5 protein-coding genes are annotated in these 3,528 nt (G+C 62.6%); 4 read left to right on the top strand and 1 reads right to left on the bottom strand.

The features are described from left to right. Positions 1 to 513 (bottom strand): 5-oxoprolinase subunit PxpB (gene pxpB / locus B3873_RS12855; protein ID WP_286866512.1); only part of this gene is annotated, 513 nt, incomplete at its 3' end. 196 nt (positions 514 to 709) lie between these two features. Between pxpB and B3873_RS12850 the strand changes: the two genes are divergently transcribed. The 4 genes from B3873_RS12850 to secG form a co-directional block, all read left to right on the top strand. Beyond that, complete coding sequence (locus B3873_RS12850) at positions 710 to 1,282, top strand: winged helix DNA-binding protein (protein ID WP_084320063.1); 573 nt, start codon at positions 710 to 712, stop codon at positions 1,280 to 1,282. Positions 1,283 to 1,318: 36 nt separating this feature from the next. Further along, positions 1,319 to 2,296 (top strand): NAD(P)H-quinone oxidoreductase, encoded by a 978-nt coding sequence (locus B3873_RS12845; protein WP_286866511.1) that lies wholly within the window; start codon positions 1,319 to 1,321, stop codon positions 2,294 to 2,296. A gap of 111 nt (positions 2,297 to 2,407) precedes the next feature. Next, entirely contained in the window at positions 2,408 to 3,157 is a 750-nt protein-coding gene (gene tpiA, locus B3873_RS12840) for a triose-phosphate isomerase (RefSeq protein ID WP_286866509.1), read from the top strand. 88 nt (positions 3,158 to 3,245) lie between these two features. Further along, on the top strand, positions 3,246 to 3,528 hold a 283-nt coding region (secG, locus tag B3873_RS12835), incomplete at its 3' end, for a preprotein translocase subunit SecG (RefSeq protein ID WP_286866506.1).

Below are 3,528 nucleotides of genomic sequence, written 5' to 3'. Positions count from 1 at the left end.
GCCGGTCTGCTCGCCGCCGATGCCGACTGACCCGGCCGGGATGCTTACCCGCGGCGTGGTGTGGCGCGGCGTGGCCAGGCTGGCGTCGAGCCCGCCCATGTAGGCGAAGCCGGGCAGGAAGCCGAGGAAATACACCACGTATTCGGCGCTGCTGTGGCGTTCGATCACTTCCCTGGTCGACAGGCCGGTGTGACGGGCCACGTTGTCCAGGTCAGGACCGGCGCTGCCGCCGTAGACCACCGGGATCTCTACCGTGCGGCCTTCGCTGGCTGTTGTGCCGAGTTTGGGCCAGCTCTTCAGGACGCGTTGCGTCAGGGTGTCGAGGTCGGCTACGGGGCGCTTGGTGATCAGGGTCAGGTTGTTCATGCCGGGCACGACTTCGCTGACTTCTTCCCATTCACTGGCCAGCGTGGCCAGTGCCCAGATGCGTTGCTGCTGGGGCAGGGTGGCAGGGGGCGGCAAACTGCAGAGCAGTGCGCGGTCGCCCAAAGGGTGGAGCTGGGGTGGCTGCATGTGTCTCTCGCCTCGGCTGAGATTTTTGTTGAGAACCCGGCCGTGCCGCTGCCGGGGTCAAGGTGCGTCTGGTGAAGCCCTGCTTTTTTGCGGATATTACATTTCAAAGAAAATATAAACAATATGTCGATAAATTATTTATTTAGCCTTTGCGCTATAGTGTTGCCATTCTGTCGTCCTGAGCCCCACGCTTCCCATGAGCCAAGAGAACAACGAGACGTCCAAGCCCGTCCAGACTGAATTGCCCGAGGCCGTTGCGGCACCGCGTCCGACCAAGATCGTGTCGTCGCAGCATCTGGTGTCCGAACGCAGTGCCGAGCTTTCCGAGCTGGAATACGCCCTCATCATGGCCAGCAATGCCTTCAACCGCTGGATGGTGCGCTGCATGGCCGCCGCCGGCGCCAAGGACATGACGGCCATCGAGGTTTCGCTGCTGCATCATGTCAATCACCGGGACCGGAAGAAAAAGCTGGCCGATATCTGCTTCGTATTGAACGTCGAGGACACCCACGTGGTCACCTATGCCTTGAAGAAGCTGGTGAAGGCCGGCTACGTCAAGAGCGAGAAGGCGGGCAAGGAACTGCTGTTTTCGACGACTCCAGCCGGGCAGGCGCTGTGCATGAAATACCGCGAGGTGCGCGAGCGCTGCCTGATCGAGGTGCAGGTCGAGAGCGGCATTCCCAACCAGGCCATCGGCGAGGCAGCCCAGCTGCTGCGCAATGCTTCCGGGCTGTACGACACGGCAGCGCGGGCGGCGGCTTCGCTCTGAGCCCATCACACCCCATTGAATTGAAGGATAGGACACATGCGCGCAATCGAAATCAAGCAATTTGGCGGCCCCGAGGTATTGCAGGCCTGCGAGCGGCCCGTGCCGGAGTTGAAGGCAGGTGAAGTGCTCATCAAGGTACATGCGGCGGGCGTGAACCGCCCGGACGTGTTCCAGCGCACCGGCAACTATCCGGTGCCGCCGGGTGCTTCGGACCTGCCGGGCCTGGAAGTGGCCGGTGAGATCGTGGCCGGCGACCTGGGCGACAGCGGTTTCAAGCTGGGCGACCTGGTCTGTGCGCTGGTACAGGGCGGCGGCTATGCCGAGTTCTGCGCGGCGCCGCTGGCCCAGTGCCTGCCGGTGCCCAAGGGATTGAGCGCGCTGGAGGCAGCGGCCCTGCCGGAAAATTACTTCACCGTGTGGAGCAACGTCTTCGACCGTGGCCAACTGTCAGGTGAAGAAACCTTGCTGGTGCAGGGTGGTTCTTCCGGCATCGGCGTGACGGCCATCCAGATCGCCCGTGCGCTGGGACATCGCGTGTTTGCCACGGCCGGCAGCGCTGACAAGTGCCGTGCATGTGAAGAATTGGGCGCAGAACGCGCCATCAATTACAAAACCGAGGATTTCGAGGCCGTGGCCAAGGAATTGACTGGTGGCAAGGGTGTGGACGTGATTCTGGACATGGTCGGCGGCGACTACCTGCCGCGCGAGATCAAGTCCCTGGCCGACGATGGCCGCCTGGTCTTCATCGCCCAGCTGGGCGGCAGCAAGGGCGAGCTGGACATGGGGCAGGTCATGCGCCGCCGCCTGACCATCACCGGCTCGACCCTGCGTCCGCGCCCGATCGCCTTCAAGGCCGCCATTGCTGCGAACTTGCGCCAGCACGTGTGGCCGCTGATCGAAGCCGGCAAGATCAAGCCGGTGATCCATCATCGCTTCCCGCTGGAGCAGGCGGCGCAGGCGCATGCCATGATGGAATCGAGCGCCCACATCGGCAAGATCATGCTGGAACTGTGACCGGATGAGTGCAGGGCGCACGGCCGAGACAGTCCGGCTTTGCGCCAAGTGCCTGTACCGGCTACAATGCGAGGTTATCCAAATTGACACCCATCTCGTAGAAATCAGCCTATGCGTCGCAAACTCGTAGCCGGTAACTGGAAAATGAACGGCAGCCTGGCTGCCAATGCAGCCCTGGTGGCTGGTATCAAGGAAGGCCTGCCGGCTGACGCATGTGATGTGGCCGTCTGTGTGCCGGCGCCTTATCTGGCGCAAGTGCAGGGCGCGGTGGCCGGTTCGGCTGTGGCGCTGGGTGCGCAGGACATGTCCGCGCATGCTTCCGGTGCCTTCACCGGCGAGGTGTCTGCGGCGATGCTGCAGGAATTTGGTGTGCAATATGTCATTCTGGGTCACTCCGAGCGTCGCGCCTATCATGGCGAGAGCGATGCAGCGGTGGCGGCCAAGACGGCAGCAGCATTGAAGGCTGGCCTGGCGCCGGTGGTCTGCGTGGGCGAAACGCTGGAACAGCGCGAAGCCGGCCAGACCAACGAAATCGCGGGTGGCCAGCTCGACGTCGTACTCGCGGCGCTGAGTGTGGAAGAAGCCGCCCGTATCGTGGTGGCCTACGAGCCGGTCTGGGCGATTGGCACCGGCAAGACCGCCACGCCGGAAATGGCCCAGGAAGTGCATGCGATGCTGCGTGCGCGTCTCGGTGCCAAGAGTGCGGAAGCGGCGGCCAAGGTGCGCGTCCTGTACGGCGGCAGCATGAAGCCGGACAATGCCGAGCAATTGCTGGCCATGGCCGACATCGATGGCGGCCTGATCGGCGGTGCGGCATTGAAGGCGGCAGATTTTCTGGCCATCATCAAGGCAGCGGCCTGAAGTGAAGTAAGGGGTTTGTCAGTTGCGGAAGCGATACTTTGACGCAGATGCAGCAGGCGATTGAAACATCAAGAGTGGACTTGTTTAAATGAATACTTTGTTTTTGGTAGTGGTTGTAGTTCAGGTGCTGGCAGCGCTGGCGATCATCGGTCTGGTGTTGCTGCAGCACGGCAAGGGCGCTGACATGGGTGCGGCCTTTGGCTCCGGCGCGTCGGGCAGTCTTTTCGGTGCGACCGGCTCGTCGAACTTCCTGTCGAAGTCGACCGCGGTGGCTGCCGGCATCTTCTTCGTGGCGACCCTGGGCTTGACCTTCATCGGCAATCATCACACTGCACAAAGCGGCAGCGTGATGGATAATCTGCAGGCGCCGG

This window comes from Herbaspirillum sp. UBA812 (assembly GCF_002296545.1).
GTDB lineage: Bacteria > Pseudomonadota > Gammaproteobacteria > Burkholderiales > Burkholderiaceae_D > Herbaspirillum > Herbaspirillum huttiense.
Note: the sequence above shows the minus strand (reverse complement) of the source record. Positions and strands in the feature narration are given on the sequence as shown.